The following is a 22,013-nucleotide window of genomic DNA, read 5'->3' as shown; positions in this document are numbered from 1 at the left end:
CGAGTCCTTGTATGAACCTGACTGAACCCCGCGAGCTGGCGCCCCTGCTTGAAGCCTTTCTGTTGGCCTCGGGAAAGCCGCAATCGCTTGAGCGCCTGTATGAACTGTTCGAAGAAGGCGAGCGGCCGGAGCCGGCAGTCTTCAAGAAAGCCCTGACTTTGCTGGGCAAGTCCTGCGAGGGCCGTGCCTTCGAGCTCAAGGAAGTCTCGTCGGGCTACCGTTTGCAGATTCGCGAGAAGTTTTCGCCGTGGGTTGGCCGACTCTGGGAAGAGCGCCCGCAACGTTATTCGCGCGCCTTGCTCGAGACCATCGCGCTGATCGCCTATCGCCAGCCGATTACCCGTGGCGAGATCGAAGACGTGCGTGGCGTGGCGGTCAACAGCAACATCACCAAAACCCTGCTCGAGCGTGAGTGGATCCGCGTCGTCGGTTACCGCGACGTGCCGGGCAAGCCGGCGATGTTCGCCACTACCAAAGCGTTTCTCGATCACTTCAACCTGAAGAACCTCGAAGACCTGCCGCCGCTGGCCGAACTGCGCGAGATGGAAGCCGAACCGGTCCTCGATTTCGACGATGCGCCGGTGCCGCAGGGCTTGCAGGAACTGGCCGATGCCAGCGCCGAGCCAGAGGAAGAGAAGGAAGAAACCAGTTTCCACTCCCTGCTGCTGGAGCTGGACAGCATGGAAGAGGGGATCAAGACCGACTTTGACGATTTGCTGCGGGATGCAGCGGATAGCGAAGCGCCGCCGCCCGAGCTTGAAAGCGAGCTCGCCGAGCCGCTTATTGAAGTTGAAGTTGAAACCGCGCCGGACGCTGAACCGGAAGAAGATATTCTCGGCGTGGCCGAGGCCCGCGAGAAGCTCCTGGCCGCGGTTGCCGCCTTTGAGCAGCCAGAACCCGAACTCAGCGAAGAAGAAGCCGAAGCCCGCGCGCTGGCCGAAGCGATCGAGGCCGAACGGCGCGAGTTCAAGGACTGAGCGAAATTTCCGTGAATAATGATGGCCCTGTGGGAGCGAGCTTGCTCGCGAAAGCGGAGTGTCATTCAAAGATGATGTATCTGAGGTGCCGCCTTCGCGAGCAAGCTCGCTCCCACAGGGTTTAGCGTAAGCCAGGAATATCAAATGAGTTCCACCAAAGACCCCTGCATCAGCCTCTGCAAATTCCGCGACGACATTTGCCTCGGCTGCGGTCGCAGCAAGCGCGAAATCAAGGCCTGGAAGAAACTCGACAAGGACGACAAGCGCACCGTGCTCGCCGAAGCCGCGTTACGCCTGATCAAACTGCGCGGTGCCGGTCGGCGGAAAAACAAATAACTGGCGATCGATCAGCTAGTCTCTGATGCGCAATGCCGTACATCCGCGTATGATTCGCGACCCTTCGCCGATCCCTTCGGCCGAAGACCAGATTCCAATGCTTCAGGCGCCGCCTGAACCAGACCACACCGGGAGGTGCCCAGATGAGTGACATCAATCAGAAAGACGACCAGGAAATCGGCCCTGCAGGCGAAAAGCTGCAGAAAGTCCTTGCGCGTATCGGCGTCGGCTCGCGCCGTGACGTCGAATCCTGGATCAGCCAGGGCCGCATCAAGGTCAATGGCAAAGACGCCACCCTCGGCCTGCGCGTCGACATGCACGACGCCATCACCATCGATGGCAAGGTGATCAAGCGCGAAGAAGCCGCCGAGTCGGTCCGCCGCGTGATCATGTACAACAAGCCTGATGGCGAAATCTGCACCCGTGACGACCCGGAAGGCCGTCCGACCGTGTTTGACAAGCTGCCACGTCCGAAAGAAGGCCGCTGGATCAACATCGGCCGTCTCGACATCAACACCACCGGTCTGCTGATGTTCACCACCGACGGTGAGCTGGCCAACCGCCTGATGCACCCGTCCTACGAGATGGACCGTGAATACGCCGTGCGTGTACGCGGTGAAGTCGACGACGAGATGATCGAGCGTCTGAAAGCCGGCGTGGTGCTGGAAGACGGCCCGGCGCGTTTCACCGACATTCAACAGGCACCGGGCGGCGAAGGTTTCAACCACTGGTACCACTGCGTGGTCATGGAAGGACGCAACCGTGAAGTGCGCCGTCTGTGGGAATCGCAGGGTCTGGTGGTCAGCCGTCTGAAGCGCGTGCGTTTCGGTCCGGTGTTCCTCAACTCCGACCTGCCGATGGGCCGCTGGCGCGAAATGAGCCAGTACGAAGTCGACGTGCTCAGCGCCGAAGTTGGCCTGACGCCGGTGGCGATGCCGCAGTTGAACGCCAAGAGCAAGGACAAACTGGAACGCATGCAGCGCAAATCGTCGCGCCCGATGGCCAAGACCGAGCGCGTGCGCACCCTGCGTCCAGCCGCTGGCGCGCCAACCGGGCCACGCCCGAGCCGTGAGCCGCAGATCGAAGGCGAGCGTCCAGGTCGCAAGCCGGTCGCTCGTGACGGCGAGCGCGCTCCGCGTCCGGCCAACGGTCGTACCGAGCGTGGCGAAGGTCGTGCACCGGCCGGTCGCGGTACGCCAGTGGCGGATCGTCCGGCGGACACCACCAACAAGCGCCCGGCCAAACCGGCGCCGAAGCGTCCGGGGATCAAACTGGTCGACGGCGACAAGCCCTCGGGCAAGCGCCGCGGCGCACCGGCCGGCTCGGGGCAGCGTCCGGGTTTCGGACGTCGCAAGCCGGAATAAAGACAGCTGCAAGTTTTAAGCTGCAAGCTGCAAGTAGAAACGCCAACCTTTGAGGTTGGCGTTTTTTTGCTCTTGATTTTTGCTTTGTGCTTGCGGCTTGAAACTTGCCGCTTGCAGCGGCTCTTAAAACACAAACCGCCCATCAAACACCGGCTTGTCATCCAGCGCCAATACCCCACCCGAAAAGATCAGGTCCAGGTGATGACTGCCCTTGGCGCCACCACCCAAGCCAAGATGCAACCCACAATGCCGCTCCTCGAACCCGGCATTGCGCGCGTACAAATCCTTCACGCCTTCATTGGTGCCAATCCCCAGTTCCTCGATCCGCCGGTTCGACGGGTTGGCTTCCAGGTATTTGTTGAAATCATGCTCCAGCCCCGGCACGTCGGTGGCGATGCGGCTGATGGTCGAGTTCTCGATCCACAATTCCAGCGGCGATTCCAGCACGCCGTACTTGCGCGCAAACGGAATGGTGCTGAGGAAGGTGCCCTTGAATTTCACATGACCGTTGATGGCTTCGCTGTGCGTGGCGATTTCGCCTGGGGCCAGGTCGAAGTTGCCGACACCGTTGATGTCGGTCCATTTCTTGATGCTGCTCAGCGGCGTCTCGAACCATGAGCCGTCATCGTCCTTGAAGCTCAACGTGGTCGCCTGCGACATGCGCTGGATCAAATGGCTGTTGAGGCCGGCGATGCGCTGCGGGGTGACGCTGAAGGTGTCGTAGAAATAATCGCCGTAATCCTTGAACAGCAGCGACTTCTTCCAGTTTTCCGCCATCACCGCTTGCAGCGCGCGGACGAACTCCGGGCCGTCGGGGCGCGGGTTGGGCAAAGTCGAAGAGTCGTAGAAGAAAATGTACAGATCGCTGTCGGCAATCGCCTCGGCCAGCGCTGCGGTGCTTTCCAGGTCCAGGCGGCGGGCGCTGAAACGGAAGCGCGAGTGCTCGCTGGCCTGTTCGGCGATGGCGCCGGTCAGGGCTTCGTAATCGGCGGTGTGGCCGAGCAATACCTTCGCCGAATCGAGGCCGGCAAGGGCAGGGTGGTGTTCGAGGTAGTAAAGGAAATGCGAGATGGCGCGGGGCTTATCCATGAGTCCTCCCTGACTGACCGGGAAATGAAGCGGCAGGCACGACCGGCCGGACCGTGCCTGCCCGGGGATGTCTTACAGAGGCCACATCGCCGTGCCGAACGGCACGACCGCGTCGGCTTGCATCATTTCCACGGCGGCCTCATGGGTCGGTGCTTCAAACCATTCGTCCAGTTGCAGTTCGGTATCCAAGTCTTTTTCCAGTGCTTGCATGGTCGATCTCCTGATGACTTTCACGGTTTATGACTGGCCGGTCGAGGTGGCCGGCGAGTCGTGAAAAACCTAGTTCAGCGGCTTTTGTAATGCAAAAAATTATCCATTTAATTTTTAAATAGACTTTTTGTTCTGTTTTTTGCCGTGGTTTTTTTTATTTGAAAACAGAAAACTAGCCGGCGCATTTCATTAGCAAGCTTGCTACCGTCAATTTGCAGACGCCCTACGGATTGTTCTGAATTGGAAACTTTACGTTACGCAGTGTCAGGGAATGTTTACGAAAATCGGCGCCAAACCGCCTGAAAGACCAACAGCCGAAGCGCTGTAAGGAAAACCTGCCGAACGTCGTCCTGTCGGGGGCTGCGCAGGGCTCTGGCGCGCTTGTTTCAGCGACGTTTGCAAGGTGATATGCGGCCCATGCCTGTCGTGCAGGTGCATAACAAGAAGGAGGCGCAATGAACGCCGTGACTGATCTCCATCTCTCTTTGTGGAACGGTTTTTTCCTCGTCCACGCCGATGGTCTGCAAAGGCCTGACTCAATTTTTGCAGTCGCCCGAACCTCTCGAGGCGGACACACGCAATCCCGGCAACCGACACGCTGATCCAGCGGAGTCTGGCAGCAGGGGGTTAGCGGTGTACAATGCGCCGCGTTTTAACTGTGACCCTCTGCGTAATCGCGCAAATCTCAAGGCTACCCGCCTTGTTCACTCCGTCGCGCCACAAGCGTGCCGGGTTCGATTTCGTCACAGATAAAAACAAGCAGGTGACGCATGACCGTTGTAAACAAGCTGAACTCCTGGTGCCTGCGCTGGGGTTTGATCGGGGCTGCCTGAAATCGCAACCTTGCAGCAACGTCTATTGCACACCATCAAACCTTGCGTGAGACCTTTTTCATGAGTGGACAACCCTCGCAGTCAGGCGAGCTGAAACGCGGCCTGAAAAATCGCCACATTCAACTGATCGCCCTCGGTGGCGCGATCGGTACCGGATTGTTCCTCGGCTCGGCCGGGGTGCTGAAATCCGCCGGCCCGTCGATGATCCTCGGCTACGCCATCTGCGGCTTCATCGCCTTCATGATCATGCGCCAGCTGGGCGAGATGATCGTCGAAGAGCCGGTGGCCGGTTCCTTCAGCCATTTCGCCCACAAATACTGGGGCGGCTTCGCCGGTTTCCTGTCGGGCTGGAACTGCTGGATTCTGTACATTCTGGTGGGCATGTCCGAACTGACCGCGGTCGGCAAGTACATCCACTACTGGGCGCCGGACATCCCGACCTGGGTCTCGGCGGCGGCGTTCTTCGTGCTGATCAACGCGATCAACCTGGCCAACGTCAAAGTCTTCGGTGAGGCCGAGTTCTGGTTCGCGATCATCAAGGTCGTGGCGATTGTCGGCATGATTGCCCTGGGCAGCTACCTGCTGGTCAGCGGCAACGGCGGCCCGCAGGCTTCGGTCACTAACCTGTGGTCTCACGGCGGGTTTTTCCCCAATGGCGTCAGCGGTCTGGTGATGGCCATGGCGATCATCATGTTTTCTTTCGGCGGTCTGGAAATGCTCGGTTTCACCGCAGCCGAAGCCGACAAGCCGAAAACCGTGATCCCGAAAGCGATCAACCAGGTGATCTACCGCATCCTGATTTTCTACATCGGCGCGCTGGTGATCCTGCTGTCGCTGACGCCATGGGACAGCCTGCTGGAAACCCTCAACGCTTCGGGTGATTCGTACAGCGGTAGCCCGTTCGTGCAGGTATTCTCGATGCTCGGCAGCAACACCGCCGCGCACATCCTCAACTTCGTCGTGCTGACTGCCGCGTTGTCGGTCTATAACAGCGGCACCTACTGCAACAGCCGCATGCTGCTGGGCATGGCCGAGCAGGGCGATGCGCCGAAAGGCCTGGCAAAGATCGACAAGCGCGGCGTGCCGGTGCGTTCGATCCTCGCGTCGGCGGCGGTGACGCTGGTCGCGGTGCTGCTCAACTACCTGATCCCGCAACATGCGCTGGAACTGTTGATGTCGCTGGTGGTTGCGACGCTGGTGATCAACTGGGCGATGATCAGCTTCTCGCACTTCAAGTTCCGCCAGCACATGAACCAGACCCGGCAGACGCCGCTGTTCAAGGCGCTCTGGTACCCGTACGGCAACTTCGTCTGCCTGGCGTTCGTGGTGTTCATCCTCGGCGTGATGCTGCTGATCCCGGGCATCCAGATCTCGGTGTACGCGATTCCGGTGTGGGTGGTGTTCATGTGGGTCTGCTACTTGATCAAGAACAAGCGCAGCGCGCAGCAGGCGGTCCCGGTGATCGCCAAGTAAGCGCTTAAGCAGAAACGACAAACCCGGCCAGAGTGCCGGGTTTGTTGTTTCTGAAATGGAGATAATGGGCCTGCACCGAACCCTGTGGGAGCTAGCCTGCTAGCGATGGCGTCAGTTAAGTTATTTCGTTGGTGGCTGACACTCCGCTGTCGCTAGCAGGCTAGCTCCCACAGTTTTGATCTCATCTCCAACAGGCTGAAGGTTCGATTCAGGTTATCCTGCACCCTCTGAATACGGACGCTTTTCCATGCTGGTGATTTCCAACAACGTGCATCTGCCCGATGCCGAGATCGAGTTGACGGCCATCCGCGCGCAAGGCGCCGGCGGGCAGAACGTCAACAAGGTGTCGAGCGCCATGCACCTGCGCTTCGACATTCCCAACTCATCGCTGCCTGAGTTCTACAAGGAGCGGCTGCTGGCGCTGCGCGACAGTCGCATCACCAGCGACGGTGTGTTGATCATCAAAGCTCAGCAATATCGCACCCAGGAAGCCAACCGCGCCGACGCGCTGGAACGGCTGGTCGAGCTGATCCTCAGCGCGACCAAAGTGGAAAAGAAACGCCGTCCGACCAAGCCGACCCTCGGCTCGAAGAAGCGCCGGCTCGAATCCAAGTCCAAGCGTGGCGACATCAAGGCTGGGCGCGGCAAGATCGATTTCTAGTCCTCGCGGTACTTTGCGGTGTGCTTGTACAGATAGACACTCAAGCCAAGCCCGCTCAGAGCGGCGAGCGCAGCAAACAGAAAGATCGAAGCAAAACCGAAGCCCGCGGCAATCGCTCCGGCCAAGGGCCCGGTGATCCCCAGCGACAAATCGATGAACAGCGAGTAAGCGCCGACCGCCGCGCCGCGGCTCGACGCCGGCACCAGATTCACCGCCTCGACGCCCAGCGCAGGGAACACCAGCGAAAAGCCAAACCCGCTCAACGCCGCGCCGGCCAGCGCCCAGTGTGCATCCGGTGCGATCCACAGCAGCAGCAAGCCGAGGGTTTCCACCGACAGGCAGGCGATCGCCACGCGGAAGCCGCCGAGGCGGTTGATCAGGTTGCCGAACAGCAGCCGCGCGCCAATGAAGCTGGCGCCGAACAGGCTCAGGCACAGCACCGCGTTGTCCCAATGCTGGGTCGCGTAATACAGGGTAATGAACGTGGCGATGGTGCCGAAACCGATCGAGCCCAGCGCCAGGCCGCAGCCATGGGGAAAGACTTTGCCCAGCACATGGATGAACGGCAGGCGCTCACCGGCAACAATCGGCGCGGCGGTTTTTGGCCACGCCAGCGCCAGGCCGAGCAGGGCCAGCAGGATGATGCTGACGCCCATGCTCCACAGGCCCAACTGGCCCACCAGCCAGACGCCGAACGGCGCACCGGTCGCCAGCGCGCCGTAACTGGCGATTCCGTTCCAGGAGATCACCTTGGCCGTGTTTGCCGCACCGACGCGGCCGATGCCCCAGCCAATCGAGCCGGAACCGACCAGGCTCTCTGCACTGCCCAATACCAGGCGGCCGATCAACAGACTCATCAGGCTGAACAGCGGCAGGCTTTGCGTCCACGCCGAGAGCAGCATGAACACACCGCTCAAACCACACCCGGCGAGGCCGATCATTACCGCGCGTTTGCTGCCCTGGTTGTCGATGATCTTGCCGGCGTACGGGCGGCTGAGCAGGGTGGCGAGGTATTGCACGCTGATCACCAGCCCGGCGATCACCGCGCCAAAACCGAGGTCGCTGTGCACATAACCCGGCAACACCGCCAGCGGAATGCCGATGTTCAGGTAACCGATAAAGGTGAAGAGGACGATGGAAACGACTTGCAGCGTAACCGCCAATGGGCGCTGGGGCTCGGGTATAGAGGACGACATGGGTAACGATCCACGGGAGCAGCAGATTAGATAGGCTGCTCATGATACCGGCGTGAACCGATTAGAGTCGCGAAAAGTAAAACTATTTGCCGGGCGGCGCGTTCAGGGCTTGGCTGGAGCAACCAGTTGTGTGGTGACCAACGCGGCGAGGGCGTTTTCTTCGCTGCCGAAACGTGCGAGCAGGGCGGCCTGTTTCTCGGGAGAGAGGCGGTTCCAGATGTCGATCATTTTCTCGGTCGCACCGATCAGGACGGCGGCTTGGCTTTCGGAGAATTCGTCGGTCATGGCGGGCTCGGGTTTCAGGCAGTGTGGAAAGCGCATGTTAGCGCTTTCCACACGGTCTGTACGGCGGGTCTTACGCTTCGCTGTCGGCTTTGCGGCTGTCAGCGGCTTCTTGCGGCTCGGGCTTTTCGGCGCCGGCGTGTTGCGGGGTCGTCTGCTCAGGTACGTGCAGGCTTGGGAAGGGGAGATTAGGAATCTCGTGCATGGTTGCGCTCCTCGCTAAGTCTGTTGATAGATCAGGTGCTCCGCGCTTTTACAAAGCCTGCGCAGGATACAGCAGGAAAAATGACAATCAGACTTTTAATTCAAATTAATGCGACAGATGGCCGCAGGGGTAGGCGTAAACGAGAGAACACCACAACCCAGTGTGGGAGCGAGCTTGCTCGCGAAAGCAGTGTGCCAGTCAGCGCAAATGTTGTCTGACAAACCGCTTTTCGCGAGCAAGCTCGCTCCCACAGGGTTTTGTATCGCTGTATCTATTTGCAGGCGTCAGCGATGGCTTCGGCGAGCAAGGCCAGGCGGGTGGCATCGATGCCGGCGACGTTGGCCCGGCCGGAGCTGACCATGTACACGCTGTGCCGTTCGCGCAGATGCTTGACCTGCTCCGGCGACAATCCGGTGTAGGAGAACATCCCGCGCTGCACGCCAATATGCCCGAAACGCTCGCGCAAACCGTGCGGTTCCAGCGCCTCGACCAGACCGCTGCGCAGTTGCGCGATACGCAGGCGCATGGCTTCCACCTCATCGGCCCAACGGGCTTTCAACTCTGGATCGGCCAGGATCGTCGCGACCACCGCAGCGCCATGATCCGGCGGCGTCGACCACAGGTTGCGGGCGATGTTGGCCAGTTGACTGCGGATGTCGATCAGCTTGTCAGCGCTTTTCGCGCAAACGATCAGCGCCCCGGTGCGGTCGCGGTACAAACCGAAGTTCTTCGAGCAGGAACTGGTGATCAGCAACTCGGACACTTGCGCCGCGAACAACCGCGTCGACCAGGCGTCCTGCTCCAGACCATCGCCAAAGCCCTGATAAGCGAAGTCGATCAGCGGCAGCAGGTCGCGGCTGCGCACCACTTCGAGCACGCGCTGCCAGTCGTCATGGCTGAGGTCGAAACCGGTCGGGTTGTGGCAGCAGGCATGCAGCAGCACCACATCACCCTTTGGCGCTTCCTTGAGCACGGCGAGCATCGCGTCGACGTCGAGGCGGTTGTCGCTGCCCACGTACGGGTAGTGGCTGACCTTGACCCCGGCCGCGGCGAAAATGGTTTCGTGAATCGGCCAGGTCGGGTTGCTCAGCCACACGCCTTTGCCCGGCAGGCACTGGGCGATGAAGTCGGCCGCCAGGCGCAAGGCGCCGGTGCCGCCCGGCGTCTGGGTGGCGCCGGCTCGTTGTTCGGCAATCAACTTCGAATCGCCACCCAGCACCAGCTCATTGATGACTTTGCCGAACAGCGGATTGCCGTGGCCACCGATGTAGGTCTTGGTGTCCTGATTTTCCACCAGTCGCGCTTCGGCGATCTTGACCGCCTCGGGGATCGGCGTCAGGCCCTGAGCGTCCTTGTAGACGCCAACACCGAGGTCGAACTTGCGCGGATTACTGTCCTGCGCGTAAGCCTCCATCAAGCCGAGGATCGGGTCGCCGGGCACCCGGCCGATGGCGTCGAAGTGCATTACTTGCGTCCTTCTGCGGTCTTGGCCACTTCGTCAGTGCGCGCGGCCATTATGAAGTCGTTGCGGTGCAGGCCTTTGATCGAGTGGCTCCACCAGGTCACGGTGACTTTGCCCCACTCGGTCAGCAGGCCCGGGTGGTGACCTTCGGCTTCGGAGATTTCGCCGACTGCGTTGGTGAATGCCAGCGCGTGCTTGAAGTTTTTGAACAGGAAGACTTTCTCCAGTTGCATGATGCCGTCGCGTACTTCGATGTTCCAGTCAGGGATCTGCTTGATCAGGATCGGCAGCTCTTCGTCGCTGACTTGTGGCGCATCGGCGCGGCAGGCTTCGCAGTGGGCTTGGTTCAAAGTAGACATGGTCAATTCCTGAAATCGAGTGTGTTTTTTTATTCAAGGGTGTGCGCCCGTCGGTACCGTCACGCTAAACCAAAGTGGCGGCGACGCACAGGCGCAATTGTCAGCAAAAGTCGCGGTTCAGGCGGCTTTGGGTTTCGGCGGAAATTTTGGCGCGTGCAACCCCAGCTGCATGCCCTGGCGCACCATGGCCATGATGTCTTCATGCGCGACGTCGAACAGGCGCTTGAGGTTGGGCAAGACAAAATACAGCGGCTGCAGGATGTCGATACGGTAGGGCGTGCGCATCGCTTCGAGTGGATCGAAAGCTTGATGCTCAGGCACGTCTGACAGGCAATAAACGGTTTCTTTTGGCGACGACAGAATGCCGCCACCGTAAATGCGTTTACCTTGCGGAGTATCGACCAGGCCGAATTCGATGGTCATCCAGTACAGGCGCGCCAGATACACACGTTCTTCCTTGCTCGCTTGCAGGCCGAGTTTGCCGTAGATGTGAGTGAATTCAGCGAAGTACGGATTGGTCAGCAGCGGGCAGTGCCCAAAGATCTCGTGGAAAATGTCCGGCTCTTGCAGGTAATCCAGTTCTTCGCGGGTACGAATAAACGTCGCGACGGGAAACTGCTTGCTGGCGAGCAATTCGAAAAACGTCTGAAAGGGAATCAGCGCCGGCACGCGCGCAACCTGCCAGCCGGTGGTCTCACCGAGCACCTTGTTGATCTCGCCGAGCTGCGGGATGCGGTCGTGGGGCAGACCGAGTTTTTCGATCCCGTCCAGGTACTCCTGGCACGCGCGACCTTCAATCACCTTCAACTGGCGAGTGATCAGCGTGTTCCACACCGCATGTTCTTCGGCGGGATAATCGATAAAACCTTGCGCATCGGGCTCGCGAGCCACGTATTGCGTCTGCTTCATGCTGCTCTCCTGCTAGGGGAATTCGTTTTTGTTATGTCCAGCGATGGCTAAAGGAATACCCCAGAGTGGGTGAGGACGCAGCCTGTTGAACCGTGGGCGCGTAGGAGAATTCGGTGTATTTCGTAAAGTTATCGTTACGTTTTGTCGGATGATGCGCATTTGCGGTGGTTGGCGGGTTTGAAAAGGGGCGGAGCTGTCACATAATCTTGACAACAATCTGCGTGCATTGACAAAAAACAGTTTGGCGCGCAACGCGATTCCCCTGTGGGAGCGAGCTTGCTCGCGAAAGCGGTGGACCTGACACATCAATGTAGGATGTGCCGCCGTCTTCGCGAGCAAGCTCGCTCCCACAGGGGATGTGTCAATTTTCCAGTCTTGTCGGGCCTCTTTTTATGCGCATCAAAGTCCACTGCCAGAACCGCATCGGCATCCTGCGCGACATTCTCAACCTGCTCGTGGCTTACGGCATCAACGTCGCGCGTGGTGAGGTCGGTGGTGAGCACGGCAATGCGATCTATCTGCATTGCCCGAACCTGATCAACATCCAGTTCCAGGCGCTGCGGCCGAAGTTCGAAGCGATTGGCGGGGTGTTCGGTGTCAAGCGGGTCGGGCTGATGCCCAGCGAGCGCCGGCATATGGAGTTGAACGCGTTGCTCGGGGCGCTGGAGTTTCCGGTGCTGTCGATCGACATGGGCGGTTCGATCGTCGCGGCCAACCGCGCGGCGGCGCAGTTGCTCGGTGTGCGCGTCGACGAGGTGCCGGGCATTCCACTGTCGCGTTACGCCGAGGATTTCGATCTGCCGGAACTGGTGCGCGCCAATAAATCGCGGATCAACGGCATGCGCGTCAAGGTCAAGGGCGACGTCTTTCTCGCCGACATCGCGCCGCTGCAATCGGAACACGACGACAGCGAAGCCATGGCCGGAGCGGTGCTGACGCTGCATCGCGCTGATCGCGTCGGTGAGCGCATTTATAACGTGCGCAAGCAAGAGTTGCGCGGCTTCGACAGTATCTTTCAGAGTTCGAAAGTCATGGCGGCCGTGGTCCGTGAAGCGCGGCGCATGGCACCTCTCGATGCACCGCTATTAATAGAAGGCGAAACCGGCACCGGCAAGGAATTGCTCGCACGCGCCTGCCACCTCGCCAGCCCACGAGGACAGTCGCCGTTGATGGCGCTCAACTGCGCCGGCCTGCCGGAGTCGATGGCCGAGACCGAGCTGTTCGGCTACGGCCCCGGCGCGTTCGAAGGCGCGCGCGCCGAAGGCAAACTCGGCCTGCTTGAGCTGACCGCCGGCGGCACGCTGTTTCTCGACGGCGTCGGCGAAATGAGCCCGCGCTTGCAGGTCAAGCTGCTGCGCTTTCTGCAGGATGGCTGCTTCCGTCGCGTCGGCAGTGATGAAGAGGTCTATCTGGATGTGCGGGTGATCTGTGCGACGCAGGTGGACTTGTCCGAGCTGTGCGCGCGCGGCGAATTTCGTCAGGACCTCTATCACCGCTTGAACGTGCTGTCGCTGCATATCCCGCCGCTGCGTGAATGCCTCGATGGCTTGACTCCGCTGGTTGAACATTTCCTCGATCAGGCCAGCCGCCAGATAGGTTGCGCGCTGCCGAAACTGGCACCGGCAGCAATGGACCGGCTCAGCCATTACCATTGGCCGGGCAACGTGCGGCAACTGGAGAACGTGCTGTTCCAAGCGGTGTCGCTATGCGATGGCGGCACGGTGAAGGCCGAGCACATTCGCCTGCCGGATTACGGCGTGCGTCAGCCGCTTGGTGATTTCTCGCTGGAGGGCGATCTGGACGAGATTGTCGGGCGCTTCGAGAAGGCCGTACTTGAGCGTTTGTATTCCGAACACCCCAGCAGTCGGCAACTGGGCAAGCGTCTGGGGGTTTCGCACACCACGATCGCCAACAAGTTGCGCGAGTATGAGGTGGGCAAAACCGAGTCATAGCTGCAAGTGGTGTTGACTGGCCTATTCGCGAGCAGGCACCGCAGCGTCAGGCTTTGCCACCCACCGGCAGGACACCGCCGGTTTTTCGTCTTCGATACATTTCAAGTTTCCCCCGCAAAACCCTCAAGCCCTTTGTTTACCGGGCCTCGCACCGCCAATAAAAAGTTGGTCTGCTAATTGCTTATGGCTCAGCAGTACAGCGGTGGGCGGCAAACGTCCGGCATGCAGAGGAAAGAGTGTGGACAAGTACCTTTATGTGGCAATGACCGGCGCCAGCCAGAACGCACTGGCGCAGCGGGCGCATGCCAACAACCTGGCGAACATCTCCACCAACGGTTTTCAGCGCGACCTGGAACAGGCGCGTTCGATGCCGGTGTTCGGTGACAGCTTTCCGGCGCGTGCGTTTGCCATGAGCGAACGGCCCGCCACCGACTTCACCCCGGGTTCGCTGGTGCAGACCGGCCGTGACCTCGACGTTGCCGTGAGCGGCAATGGCTGGATCGCCGTGCAGAACCCCAACGGCGGCGAAAGCTACGTGCGCACTGGCAGTCTCAACGTCGATGCCCTTGGCGTGCTGCGTGCCGGCAACGGTATGCCGGTGATGGGCAATGGCGGTCCGATCGCCGTGCCGCCCGAGCAGCAGATCGAAGTCGGCGAAGACGGCACCATCAGCATTCGGGCGATGGGCGAGGGCCCACGGGTCATGGCCGAAGTCGACCGGATCAAGCTGGTCAACCCCGACATCAAGAACATGAACAAAGGCCTCGACGGCTCGATTTACACCAAGGACGGCCAACCGGCGCCGGCCGATGCCAACGTAAAACTGGTCTCGGGTTTCCTTGAGTCGAGCAACGTCAACGCTGTGGAAGAGATGACCTCGGTGCTGGCCCTGGCCAAGCAGTTCGAGTTGCACGTCAAGATGATGAACACCGCCAAAGACGACGACCAGGCTATGGCTCGGGTCTTGCAGATCAGCTAATTATCAGAACGTCGCGCCGTAAAACAGGCGCACGAGGAGAATCGAATGCTTCCGGCTCTATGGGTTGCCAAAACCGGTCTGTCCGCCCAGGACACCAACCTGACCACCATTTCCAACAACTTGGCGAACGTTTCGACCACGGGTTTCAAACGTGATCGCGCCGAGTTCCAGGACCTGCTCTATCAGATCAAGCGTCAGCCTGGCGCCCAGTCGACCCAGGACAGCGAACTGCCGTCGGGTCTGCAAGTGGGTACCGGTGTGCGCATTGTCGGCACCCAGAAAAACTTCACCGCCGGCAGCCTGCAAACCACCGAGCAGCCGCTGGACATGGCGATCGACGGTCGCGGTTTCTTCCAGATCCTGCAACCGGACGGCACCACTTCGTACACCCGTGACGGTACCTTCCACCTCGATTCCAATGGCCAGATCGTCAACGCCAGCGGTTTCGCGCTGGAGCCGGCGATCGTCATTCCGAACGACGCGCAAACCTTCACCGTTGGCCGTGACGGCACCGTCTCGGTGACCATTGCCGGCAACCCGGCTGCCCAAGTGATCGGCAACCTGCAAACCGCCGACTTCATCAACCCGGCCGGTCTGCAAGCGGTAGGCAACAACCTGTTCCTGGAAACCGCCGCTTCCGGCGCACCGCAAGTCGGTACGCCGGGCCTGAACGGTTTCGGTACCACGCTGCAGAACACCCTGGAAACGTCCAACGTCAGCACCGTTGAGGAGATGGTCAACATGATCACCACTCAGCGCGCCTACGAGATGAACTCCAAGGTGATCTCCACCGCCGACCAGATGCTCTCGTTCGTAACGCAGAATCTGTAATCAAGTCTATGGGGCGGCCTGAGGTCGCCAGCAACACCGTGAGGTAGGGTCATGAAGCGCTTTGTATCTGTTCTGGCATTGAGTGGGGTCGTCTCGCTCGCGGGCTGCGTCGCACCGACGCCCAAGCCCAATGACCCGTATTACGCCCCGGTCTTGCCGCGCACGCCGTTGCCGGCTGCGGCCAACAATGGCTCGATCTATCAGGCCGGCTTCGAGCAGAACCTGTACAGCGACCGCAAGGCGTTCCGGGTCGGTGACATCATCACCATCACCCTGAACGAGCGCACCCAGGCGAGCAAGAATGCCAACTCGCAGATGGACAAGAACAGCGACAACAGCATCGGTCTGACCTCGTTGTTCGGCTCCAGCCTGACCACCAACAACCCGATCGGTGGCGGCGACCTGAGCCTGAATGCCGGCTACAGCGCTGACCGTTCGACCAAGGGTGACGCCAAGTCCGGACAGAGCAACAGCCTGACCGGCTCGATCACCGTGACCGTGGCCGACGTGTTGCCCAACGGCATCATCGCCGTGCGTGGCGAGAAGTGGCTGACCCTTAACACCGGTGACGAACTGGTGCGCATTGCCGGCATGGTCCGCGCCGATGACATCGCGACCGACAACACCGTGTCGTCGACCCGCGTCGCCGATGCACGCATCACCTACTCGGGTACTGGCGCGTTTGCCGATACGAGTCAGCCAGGCTGGTTCGACCGTTTCTTCCTCAGCCCGCTGTTCCCTTTCTAGGTGGCTACGTTGAATCTGAAAAGCCTTATGGTCGCTGCGCTGTTCATGTCAGCGGCCTTCAACGCGCACGCCGAGCGGCTGAAAGACATCGCCAGCATCTCCGGCGTGCGTTCCAACCAGTTGATCGGTTACGGCCTGGTGGTCGGGCTTAACGGCACCGGTGACCAGACGACGCAAACCCCGTTCACCCTGCAGACGTTCAACAACATGCTCTCGCAGTTCGGAATCAAGGTGCCGCCGGGCTCGGGCAACGTGCAGTTGAAGAACGTCGCGGCGGTATCGGTGAGTGCCGATCTGCCGGCGTTTGCCAAGCCGGGTCAGCAGGTCGACATTACTGTTTCCTCGATCGGTAACTCCAAGAGCCTGCGTGGCGGCACCTTGCTGCTGACGCCGCTCAAGGGTATCGACGGCAACGTCTATGCGATCGCCCAGGGCAACCTGGTGGTCGGTGGTTTCGATGCCGAAGGTCGCGACGGTTCGAAGATCACCGTCAACGTTCCGTCGGCCGGTCGCATCCCCGGCGGTGCGTCCGTGGAGCGTTCGGTGCCGAGCGGTTTCAACCAGGGCAACAGCCTGACGTTGAACCTCAACCGCTCCGACTTCACCACCGCCAAGCGTATCGTCGACAAGATCAACGACATGCTCGGCCCTGGCGTTGCGCAGGCCATTGACGGCGGCTCGATCCGCGTCACCGCGCCGCTCGATCCGAGCCAGCGCGTCGACTACCTGTCGATCCTGGAAAACCTTGAAGTCGATCCGGGTCAGGCGGTGGCGAAAGTCATCATCAACTCGCGCACCGGCACCATCGTCATCGGTCAGAACGTGAAAGTCTCGCCGGCCGCCGTGACCCACGGCAGCCTCACCGTGACCATCACCGAAGACCCGATCGTCAGCCAGCCGGGCCCGTTGTCCAACGGCCAGACCGCTGTGGTCCCGCGTTCGCGCGTGAATGCCGAGCAGGAAGCCAAGCCGATGTTCAAGTTCGGCCCGGGCACCACCCTCGACGAGATCGTGCGTGCGGTGAACCAGGTCGGCGCGGCGCCGGGTGACTTGATGGCCATTCTCGAAGCCCTGAAGCAGGCCGGCGCGTTGCAAGCCGACCTGATCGTGATCTGAGGACGGCGAGCATGGATATGCGCAAAAGCGGTTTGGTCAGCAGCAGCGATTCGGGTTCGTACTCCGACCTCAATCGTCTGAACCAGCTCAAGGTCGGTGACAAGAACAGCGACGAAAACATGCGCAAGGTTGCGCAGGAATTCGAGTCGCTGTTCCTTGGCGAAATGCTCAAGTCGATGCGTTCGGCCACCGATGCGCTCGGCCAGGACAACCCGCTGAATACGCCGGCTGCCAAGCAGTATCAGGAAATGTACGATCAGCAACTGGCGGTTTCCATGTCCCGCGAGGGCGGTGGTATTGGCCTGGCTGACGTGCTGATCCGGCAGATGTCGAAGAACAAACCGATGGCCCCGGGCGAGGCTGCCGCCGCATCCGCCGCCAAGCAGCAGGAAGCGCTGGCCAAGGCGGCCGCCGTGCCGACGCCAATTGCCGCCGGTACCGTTGCCACCCATGGCCCGTTATCGCGGCTCAATGGTGAGCGGCCGTTGTGGGCGTCGCGTTCGGTGAATGCGCCGAACCCCGATATTTCCCACCGCAACGACATGCAATTGATCAATCAGCGTCGTCTGGCGTTGCCGCCGAAACTGGCTGATCGTTTGCTCGCCGGGTTGGTGCCGTCTGCGCCTGCAACTGCAGCTACCGCTACCGCAGCAGTTGCGAGCAACGCCTTGCCACAACGTGTCGCGACCCCGGCAATCGGTGGTTCCGGCCCGCTGTACAACGGCGACTGGCTGGCTCGCGCCGAAGAGCAGAAGGCTGCCGCTGGCGGGCAGATGCAGGTCTACGGTCGCGCCATGGCGCAGATTCCGCTGGCGCCGCCGAAAAAGGCCTTCAGCTCGGCGGACGAATTCGTCAACACCATGCTGCCGATGGCCAAGGAAGCCGCCGACCGCATTGGCGTCGATCCGCGTTATCTGGTGGCGCAAGCGGCACTGGAAACCGGTTGGGGCAAATCGGTCATGCGCGCCCAGGACGGCAGCAGCAGCCACAACCTGTTCGGCATCAAGGCCAGCAGCAACTGGAAGGGCGATTCGGCCCGGGCGATCACCAGCGAATTCCGCAATGGTGCGATGGTTAAGGAGACGGCCGAGTTCCGTTCCTACGCCTCGTACAAGGACAGCTTCCACGATCTGGTGACGTTGCTGCAGAGCAACAATCGCTATCAAGAAGTGCTGAAGTCGGCCGATAACCCAGAACAGTTTGTACGCGAGTTGCAGAAGGCCGGTTACGCCACCGACCCGAACTACGCCAACAAGATTTCGCAAATTGCCAAGCAGATGAACAGTTTCGAAAACTACGCTGCGGCGGGTGTCTCCACCACGCCTTTATAAGGCACCAGGTAATAAGGTCTGAACCATGAGTTTGCTCAATATCGGGATGTCGGGACTGTCGGCCAGCCAGTCCTCTCTGGCTACGACAGGCAACAACATTGCCAACGTCGACACCGCCGGTTATTCGCGTCAGCAAACCGTACAGGGCACTAAGTCGTCGCAGCAGTACGGCACCGTGTTCATCGGTACCGGCACAACCCTGGCCGACGTGCGCCGGGTGTACAACTCGTACCTGGAAAGCCAGTTGCATACCGCGACTTCGCTGGACAGCGAAGCGGCCTCGTTCCTGGCCCAGGCCACGCCGCTGGACGCGATGCTCTCGGACACCAACACCGGCCTGACCGGCGTGCTGCAGAAGTTCTTCACTTCGCTGCAGGGCGTGTCGACCTCGGCAACCGATGACACCTCGCGCCAATCGGTGCTGACCGGTGCGCAGGCGCTGAGCAGTCGATTCAATACCATCGCCAAGCAACTCAACGACCAGAACACCACGATCAACGGCAGCCTGGGCGACATGACCGCCCAGGTGAACAAGCTGGCGACCTCGATTGCCAACCTGAACCAGAAAATCGGCGAGATCTCCACCAGCGGCGGTGCGCCGAACGACCTGCTCGACAGCCGTAACGAAGCGGTCCGCCAACTTTCCGTGCTGACCGGTGCCCAAGTGGTTGAGCGCGGCACCAGTTTCGATATCTACGTCGGCAGCGGCCAGCCCTTGGTGATCGGTAACACCACCAACACCCTGAGCATGGTCGCCAGCAAAGACGATCCGTCGCGCATGGCCATTCAGATGGACCGCGGCTCGAGCACCATCGACATCACCTCGGTGATCAGCGGTGGCGAAATCGGTGGTCTGCTGACCTATCGCAAGGAAGTCCTCGACCCGTCGCTCAACGAGCTGGGTCGTGTGGCCCTGGTGGTCGCCGATCAGATCAACCGCCAGCAAGCCCAGGGCATCGACAAGAACGGTGACTTCGGCGCGGCGATTTTCAACAACATCAACAGTGCCGCGCTGATCAGCCAGCGCAGCATTGCCAAAGATGGCAACAGCGCCGGTTCAGGCAACCTCGATGTGACCATCAAGGACACCGGCAAGCTGACCACCAGCGATTACCAGGTCACGTTCACCAGCGCCACTGACTACACCGTCAAGCGTTCCGACGGCACCGACATGGGCGCGTTCAGCACCACGACCAACCCGCCGCCAGTGATCGACGGTTTCACCCTCGCGCTCAACGGCGGTGCGTTGAGCGCCGGTGACTCGTTCAAGGTCACGCCGACCCGCAACGCAGCCGCGAGCATTCAGACGGTGCTCACCGATCCGAAGAAAATCGCTGCGGCAGGTCCACTGACCGGTGTCGCCAGCGCCAACGGTCTGGGCACTTACACCCAGCCGACGCTCAGCGACAAGATCGACATCTACAACCCGACCGCCCAAGCCGACATGCAGGCAGCGTTGAAGAATTCGACGCCGGTCAAACTGGTATTCGGCGCGGCCAGCGGCGGCAGCCAGTCGTACAACCTGGTGGACGCCAAAGGCGCGACCATCGGCACCGGCACCATTGTTCCGGGCCAGTCGAACACCCTGAACCTGAAAGTCGGCATCGTCGATGCCAGCGGCAACCCGGTGATGGATACGACCGTCACGCCGAACGTACAGAAAACCTTCACCGTGCAGACCACCGTGGGCGGCACGCCGAAATCCGGCGAGACCTTCACCATGAACCTGACCGGTGCGGCGTCTTCGGACAACCGTAACGCGCAGGCGCTGGTCGGCCTGCAAACCGCGCAGAGCGTCGACACCGGTTCGGCGAGCAAGGGCATCAGCCTGACTGACGCCTACAACAAATTGGTGACCAACGTCGGTACCAAGACCGCCCAGGGCAAGTCCGACAGCGCTGCGACCAGCGCGATTCTGGACAACGCCAAGGGCGCGCGCGATTCGTTGTCCGGGGTCAACCTGGATGAAGAAACCGGCAACCTGGTCAAATACCAGCAGTACTACACAGCGTCTTCGCAGATCATCAAAGCTGCGCAGGAAACTTTCGCCACGCTGATCAACAGCCTTTAAGGAGTCGTAATTCATGCGCATTTCCACCGCTCAGTATTACGGAACGCAAGCTTCGGACTATCAGCGTAACTTCAACAAGGCCGTTGCCACTGCCAGCGAGGCGAGCAGCCTGCAGCGCATCAACACCGCGGCGGATGATCCGATCGGTGCCGGGCGCTTGCTGCAACTGGGCCAGCAGGCCGCGATGCTCGATCAGTACAAGACCAACGTCGACACCACCAAAAGTGCCTTGAACGTGCAGGAGTCGACGCTGGAATCGATCACCACGGCGCTGGCGCGTGCCAAAGAGCTTGCGCTGGCTGCGAACAACGGCACGATCACCGACAAGGACCGCCAGGCTTACGCCTCGGAAATGGGCGAGATCCAGCAACAAGTGCTGGGTCTGATGAACGCCAAGGACGCCAACGGCAACTACCTGTTCTCCGGCTCGAAAACCGACACCGCGCCATACTCGAAAAATGCCGACGGCACCTTCAGTTACAACGGCGACCAGACCACCATCAATCTGGGCATTGGCGACGGCATGACTGTCGGCACCAATACCACCGGTTGGGACGCCTTTCAGCAGACCATCAACACCGGTCGCACCAACACCAAAATGACCGCACCCGCTGTGGATGACGGCCGTGTCGTGCTGTCCAACGGCACCGTTGGCACCGCGGCCAGCTACGATGCCAAATTCAGCGCCGGGCAGCCGTATACCATCGATTTTGTCAGCAGCACCCAGCTGAAAATCACCGATGCCCTGGGTAATGACGTCACCGCCGAAGCCAGCCAGAACGGCCTGATCAGCAACAGCAGCGGCGCCAACCAGACTGTCAGTTTCCGTGGTGTCGACCTCAAATTGAACGTCAACCTCAAGGCCGGCGACACCAACCCGGACGCAGTCATTGCCGGGCACAGTTTCCAGCTGTCGACCACGCCTGATTCGTTCACCACCACGCGCAGCCCGGGCAATACCTCGACGTCGGTAATCACCGGTTCGACCATCACCGACCAGGCCGCGTATACCGCTGCATTCCCGCAGGGCGGCGCAGTCCTCAAGTTCACCAGCGCGACCGATTTCGATCTGTACGCAGCGCCGGTGACGGCTGACAGCAAGCCGGTTTCGTCGGGCACCGTCGTCGGTGGCAACGCGACCGCTGCCGGTGTGACCTTCGCACTCGGCGGTGCACCAGCGACGGGCGATCAGTTCTCGATTCAGCCGAACAATCATCAGACGCAGAACGTGCTCGATACCCTGGGCCAGATGATCACGGCGCTGAACACCCCGGTCGATGGCGATCCGGTTGCCAAGCAGAAACTGCAGGGCGCGATGGAGGCCGGCCTCGGCAACATCGACGCCGCCGCCAATCAGATCGGCACCGCCGTCACCACCATCGGTGCGCGCGGTCAGGCACTGGACATGCAAGCCATCACCAACGACAGCCTGAGCACAGCGAACACCACGACCCAAGGCTCGATCCGTGATTCCGATCCGGCCGAAGTCATGACCCGCCTGACCTTGCAGCAAACCATGCTGCAAGCCTCGCAACTGGCGTTCAGCAAGATCAGCCAGTTGGGTCTGTTCAACAAGATCTGACGGTGGGCGGGCGTGCGAGCGCCCGCTGACCTTGTCCCTCTGTTAATG

21 protein-coding genes are annotated in these 22,013 nt (G+C 60.7%); 13 read left to right on the top strand and 8 right to left on the bottom strand.

Annotation, left to right across the window (positions count from 1 at the left end; genetic code table 11):
• Positions 1-11 precede the first annotated feature (11 nt).
• The 3 genes from scpB (at position 12) to rluB (ending at position 2,677) form a co-directional block, all read left to right on the top strand.
• Positions 12-977: an SMC-Scp complex subunit ScpB gene (gene scpB / locus V6F91_RS02520; protein WP_332762081.1), complete on the top strand. Its 966-nt coding sequence runs from the start codon at positions 12-14 to the stop codon at positions 975-977.
• A gap of 144 nt (positions 978-1,121) precedes the next feature.
• Positions 1,122-1,313, top strand: coding sequence for a DUF1289 domain-containing protein (locus tag V6F91_RS02515; protein WP_332762079.1), 192 nt, complete (start codon positions 1,122-1,124; stop codon positions 1,311-1,313).
• Between the two features lie 143 nt (positions 1,314-1,456).
• Complete coding sequence (gene rluB / locus V6F91_RS02510; protein WP_332762077.1) at positions 1,457-2,677, top strand: 23S rRNA pseudouridine(2605) synthase RluB; 1,221 nt, start codon at positions 1,457-1,459, stop codon at positions 2,675-2,677.
• A gap of 123 nt (positions 2,678-2,800) precedes the next feature.
• Here rluB and V6F91_RS02505 read toward each other — a convergent pair whose 3' ends face one another.
• Complete coding sequence (locus V6F91_RS02505) at positions 2,801-3,766, bottom strand: leucyl aminopeptidase (RefSeq protein WP_332762075.1); 966 nt, start codon at positions 3,764-3,766, stop codon at positions 2,801-2,803.
• Positions 3,767-3,838: 72 nt separating this feature from the next.
• Positions 3,839-3,976, bottom strand: a complete 138-nt coding sequence (locus V6F91_RS02500; protein WP_003222780.1) for a hypothetical protein — start codon at positions 3,974-3,976, stop codon at positions 3,839-3,841.
• A gap of 893 nt (positions 3,977-4,869) precedes the next feature.
• Here V6F91_RS02500 and V6F91_RS02495 point away from each other — a divergent pair.
• The gene (locus V6F91_RS02495) at positions 4,870-6,282 is read left to right on the top strand and encodes an amino acid permease (RefSeq protein ID WP_090282316.1); all 1,413 of its coding nucleotides are present in this window, start codon (positions 4,870-4,872) and stop codon (positions 6,280-6,282) included.
• A 247-nt stretch (positions 6,283-6,529) separates the two neighbouring features.
• Positions 6,530-6,943, top strand: coding sequence for an alternative ribosome rescue aminoacyl-tRNA hydrolase ArfB (gene arfB / locus V6F91_RS02490; RefSeq protein ID WP_093103556.1), 414 nt, complete (start codon positions 6,530-6,532; stop codon positions 6,941-6,943).
• Here the strand turns inward: arfB and V6F91_RS02485 are convergent.
• The 6 genes from V6F91_RS02485 to phhA form a co-directional block, all read right to left on the bottom strand.
• Positions 6,940-8,139: an MFS transporter gene (locus V6F91_RS02485; protein ID WP_332762071.1), complete on the bottom strand. Its 1,200-nt coding sequence runs from the start codon at positions 8,137-8,139 to the stop codon at positions 6,940-6,942. The two genes, arfB and V6F91_RS02485, sit on opposite strands and share 4 nt — an antisense overlap.
• Before the next feature lie 102 nt (positions 8,140-8,241).
• Positions 8,242-8,424, bottom strand: coding sequence for a hypothetical protein (locus V6F91_RS02480; protein ID WP_332762856.1), 183 nt, complete (start codon positions 8,422-8,424; stop codon positions 8,242-8,244).
• 70 nt (positions 8,425-8,494) lie between these two features.
• On the bottom strand, positions 8,495-8,626 hold the full coding sequence (locus tag V6F91_RS02475) for a hypothetical protein (protein ID WP_258450101.1): 132 nt from the start codon (positions 8,624-8,626) through the stop codon (positions 8,495-8,497).
• 271 nt (positions 8,627-8,897) lie between these two features.
• A complete protein-coding gene (locus V6F91_RS02470) occupies positions 8,898-10,091 on the bottom strand; it encodes an amino acid aminotransferase (protein ID WP_332762069.1) in 1,194 nt (397 codons plus the stop codon).
• The gene (locus V6F91_RS02465) at positions 10,091-10,447 is read right to left on the bottom strand and encodes a 4a-hydroxytetrahydrobiopterin dehydratase (RefSeq protein WP_016771115.1); all 357 of its coding nucleotides are present in this window, start codon (positions 10,445-10,447) and stop codon (positions 10,091-10,093) included. Before V6F91_RS02465 ends, V6F91_RS02470 begins: the two co-directional genes overlap by 1 nt.
• A 117-nt stretch (positions 10,448-10,564) precedes the next feature.
• Entirely contained in the window at positions 10,565-11,356 is a 792-nt protein-coding gene (gene phhA / locus V6F91_RS02460; protein WP_332762068.1) for a phenylalanine 4-monooxygenase, read from the bottom strand.
• A gap of 392 nt (positions 11,357-11,748) precedes the next feature.
• Here phhA and V6F91_RS02455 point away from each other — a divergent pair, with 392 nt between their 5' ends.
• From V6F91_RS02455 to V6F91_RS02420, 8 genes are all read left to right on the top strand, one after another.
• On the top strand, positions 11,749-13,308 hold the full coding sequence (locus V6F91_RS02455) for a sigma-54-dependent transcriptional regulator (RefSeq protein ID WP_332762066.1): 1,560 nt from the start codon (positions 11,749-11,751) through the stop codon (positions 13,306-13,308).
• A 238-nt stretch (positions 13,309-13,546) separates the two neighbouring features.
• Complete coding sequence (locus V6F91_RS02450; protein ID WP_203421190.1) at positions 13,547-14,287, top strand: flagellar basal body rod protein FlgF; 741 nt, start codon at positions 13,547-13,549, stop codon at positions 14,285-14,287.
• A gap of 45 nt (positions 14,288-14,332) precedes the next feature.
• Positions 14,333-15,118, top strand: coding sequence for a flagellar basal-body rod protein FlgG (flgG, locus tag V6F91_RS02445; RefSeq protein WP_090282324.1), 786 nt, complete (start codon positions 14,333-14,335; stop codon positions 15,116-15,118).
• Positions 15,119-15,169: 51 nt separating this feature from the next.
• Entirely contained in the window at positions 15,170-15,865 is a 696-nt protein-coding gene (flgH, locus tag V6F91_RS02440) for a flagellar basal body L-ring protein FlgH (RefSeq protein ID WP_016771110.1), read from the top strand.
• Between the two features lie 27 nt (positions 15,866-15,892).
• The gene (locus V6F91_RS02435) at positions 15,893-16,981 is read left to right on the top strand and encodes a flagellar basal body P-ring protein FlgI (protein ID WP_332762854.1); all 1,089 of its coding nucleotides are present in this window, start codon (positions 15,893-15,895) and stop codon (positions 16,979-16,981) included.
• Between the two features lie 11 nt (positions 16,982-16,992).
• The gene (flgJ, locus tag V6F91_RS02430; protein ID WP_332762063.1) at positions 16,993-18,312 is read left to right on the top strand and encodes a flagellar assembly peptidoglycan hydrolase FlgJ; all 1,320 of its coding nucleotides are present in this window, start codon (positions 16,993-16,995) and stop codon (positions 18,310-18,312) included.
• A 25-nt stretch (positions 18,313-18,337) separates the two neighbouring features.
• Entirely contained in the window at positions 18,338-20,383 is a 2,046-nt protein-coding gene (gene flgK / locus V6F91_RS02425) for a flagellar hook-associated protein FlgK (protein WP_332762061.1), read from the top strand.
• A 13-nt stretch (positions 20,384-20,396) separates the two neighbouring features.
• The gene (locus V6F91_RS02420) at positions 20,397-21,965 is read left to right on the top strand and encodes a flagellar hook-associated protein 3 (protein WP_332762059.1); all 1,569 of its coding nucleotides are present in this window, start codon (positions 20,397-20,399) and stop codon (positions 21,963-21,965) included.
• Positions 21,966-22,013: the final 48 nt, after the last annotated feature.

It is taken from the genome of Pseudomonas koreensis, from assembly GCF_036668835.1.
Lineage (GTDB): Bacteria > Pseudomonadota > Gammaproteobacteria > Pseudomonadales > Pseudomonadaceae > Aquipseudomonas > Aquipseudomonas koreensis_I.
Note: the sequence above shows the minus strand (reverse complement) of the source record. Positions and strands in the feature narration are given on the sequence as shown.

What these genes read in the sequence shown, in the direction of transcription:
- rluB (WP_332762077.1), top strand. Translation starts at nt 1,457, where the DNA reads ATGAGTGACATCAATCAGAAAGACGACCAGGAAATCGGCCCTGCAGGC.
- V6F91_RS02420 (WP_332762059.1), top strand. Translation starts at nt 20,397, where the DNA reads ATGCGCATTTCCACCGCTCAGTATTACGGAACGCAAGCTTCGGACTAT.
- V6F91_RS02515 (WP_332762079.1), top strand. Translation starts at nt 1,122, where the DNA reads ATGAGTTCCACCAAAGACCCCTGCATCAGCCTCTGCAAATTCCGCGAC.
- V6F91_RS02455 (WP_332762066.1), top strand. Translation starts at nt 11,749, where the DNA reads ATGCGCATCAAAGTCCACTGCCAGAACCGCATCGGCATCCTGCGCGAC.
- V6F91_RS02435 (WP_332762854.1), top strand. Translation starts at nt 15,893, where the DNA reads ATGGTCGCTGCGCTGTTCATGTCAGCGGCCTTCAACGCGCACGCCGAG.
- V6F91_RS02475 (WP_258450101.1), bottom strand. Translation starts at nt 8,626, where the DNA reads ATGCACGAGATTCCTAATCTCCCCTTCCCAAGCCTGCACGTACCTGAG.
- flgG (WP_090282324.1), top strand. Translation starts at nt 14,333, where the DNA reads ATGCTTCCGGCTCTATGGGTTGCCAAAACCGGTCTGTCCGCCCAGGAC.
- arfB (WP_093103556.1), top strand. Translation starts at nt 6,530, where the DNA reads ATGCTGGTGATTTCCAACAACGTGCATCTGCCCGATGCCGAGATCGAG.
- V6F91_RS02500 (WP_003222780.1), bottom strand. Translation starts at nt 3,976, where the DNA reads ATGCAAGCACTGGAAAAAGACTTGGATACCGAACTGCAACTGGACGAA.
- flgJ (WP_332762063.1), top strand. Translation starts at nt 16,993, where the DNA reads ATGGATATGCGCAAAAGCGGTTTGGTCAGCAGCAGCGATTCGGGTTCG.
- V6F91_RS02495 (WP_090282316.1), top strand. Translation starts at nt 4,870, where the DNA reads ATGAGTGGACAACCCTCGCAGTCAGGCGAGCTGAAACGCGGCCTGAAA.
- V6F91_RS02485 (WP_332762071.1), bottom strand. Translation starts at nt 8,139, where the DNA reads ATGTCGTCCTCTATACCCGAGCCCCAGCGCCCATTGGCGGTTACGCTG.
- phhA (WP_332762068.1), bottom strand. Translation starts at nt 11,356, where the DNA reads ATGAAGCAGACGCAATACGTGGCTCGCGAGCCCGATGCGCAAGGTTTT.
- V6F91_RS02465 (WP_016771115.1), bottom strand. Translation starts at nt 10,447, where the DNA reads ATGTCTACTTTGAACCAAGCCCACTGCGAAGCCTGCCGCGCCGATGCG.
- flgH (WP_016771110.1), top strand. Translation starts at nt 15,170, where the DNA reads ATGAAGCGCTTTGTATCTGTTCTGGCATTGAGTGGGGTCGTCTCGCTC.
- flgK (WP_332762061.1), top strand. Translation starts at nt 18,338, where the DNA reads ATGAGTTTGCTCAATATCGGGATGTCGGGACTGTCGGCCAGCCAGTCC.
- V6F91_RS02505 (WP_332762075.1), bottom strand. Translation starts at nt 3,766, where the DNA reads ATGGATAAGCCCCGCGCCATCTCGCATTTCCTTTACTACCTCGAACAC.
- V6F91_RS02470 (WP_332762069.1), bottom strand. Translation starts at nt 10,091, where the DNA reads ATGCACTTCGACGCCATCGGCCGGGTGCCCGGCGACCCGATCCTCGGC.
- V6F91_RS02480 (WP_332762856.1), bottom strand. Translation starts at nt 8,424, where the DNA reads ATGACCGACGAATTCTCCGAAAGCCAAGCCGCCGTCCTGATCGGTGCG.
- scpB (WP_332762081.1), top strand. Translation starts at nt 12, where the DNA reads ATGAACCTGACTGAACCCCGCGAGCTGGCGCCCCTGCTTGAAGCCTTT.